Below are 1,280 nucleotides of genomic sequence, written 5' to 3'. Positions count from 1 at the left end.
GCTTAATAAGAAACGAACAAGTAGTATTACCATGGATATCGCAGAAGCTCCGCAAAAAACAGGAAAAATTCGTGCACAAAATCGTAAGAATATTCTTGCAGCAGCAGAAGATTCCTTTGTAAAGAATGGCTTTAAGGGCACAAGCATGCAGTCAATTGCTGATGCAGCCGGCCTTCCAAAAGCGAATGTGCTGTACTACTTCAAAAGCAAACAAGCACTCTATCTTGCGGTACTTGATGAAATCATTAATCGTTGGGACGAAACGATTGAAGATATGAGTGAAGGGGATGACCCTGCTGAAGTTTTACGCGCGTATATCTGTGCCAAAGTCGACTTGGCGATTCAGTATCCAAGTGCCTCTAAAATTTTTGCTTTAGAAATCATTCAAGGCGCGCCAAATCTTCAAGAGCACTTGCGCACAAACTTGCGTACTTGGGTACGTGAGAAAAGCAAAATCATTCAATCATGGATTGATCAAGGCAAGATGAAAGCGATTGATCCTGAACATTTGATCTTCATGATTTGGTCAACGACACAGCATTACGCTGACTTTGATGCGCAGATTCTTACTGTGACGAATAAGCTTGAGTACGACGACGAAGACGTACAAAGAATTAAAGAACTGCTTTGCACAGTCATTTTAGGCGGCTGTGGTTTAAACGTATAACGAATATTGGGGTCAGAGTAAAAGTACTCTGACCCCAAGTTCAAGCTGTTCATATTTCATCGGCAGATTAACACGCTGCTCATTGAGCATTCCCTTAGGAAGTCACTGCCATCCTGTTCTATTCACAATAAATAGGAGTGACTTTTCATGTCTAATCCCAAAACGACTTGGATTAAAAATCCGCTTTCCGTATTTACCGCCAATGATGAAGATGCGCGTGGCGGTATTGTTGTTAGTGGCAATAAAATCGTGGAGCTTATTGCCCTCGGTCAAGTACCCCAAACGTCTTATCATGAAGTGTTTGATGCTTCAGAGTCGGTCCTATTACCTGGTCTGATTAATACTCATCATCATCTCTATCAAACGCTTACGCGCGCATTTCCGCCAGCACTTAACAAACGTTTGTTTCCTTGGCTTCAAACCTTGTATCCGGTGTGGGCGAGGCTTCAACCAGAGATGCTAAGTGCTGCGACTGAATTAGGTTTGAGCGAGTTGCTTCTTTCTGGCTGTACTACGGTGTCAGATCATCATTATTTGTTTCCTGAGGCATTAACTGAAGCGATTGATATTCAAGTTCAAGCCGCTTCAAAAGTGGGAACGCGCGTTACCCTGA

At 42.9% G+C, this 1,280-nt stretch carries 2 protein-coding genes; both read left to right on the top strand.

The window, feature by feature from the left end:
* Positions 1 to 667 (top strand): TetR family transcriptional regulator C-terminal domain-containing protein (locus tag A3738_RS07015; protein ID WP_369819778.1); only part of this gene is annotated, 667 nt, incomplete at its 5' end.
* A 147-nt stretch (positions 668 to 814) separates the two neighbouring features.
* The coding region (locus A3738_RS07010) for an amidohydrolase family protein (RefSeq protein ID WP_156504036.1) at positions 815 to 1,280 on the top strand (466 nt) is incomplete at its 3' end.

Source organism: Oleiphilus sp. HI0066 (assembly GCF_001635725.1).
This window is presented reverse-complemented; position numbering and strand designations above follow the sequence as displayed.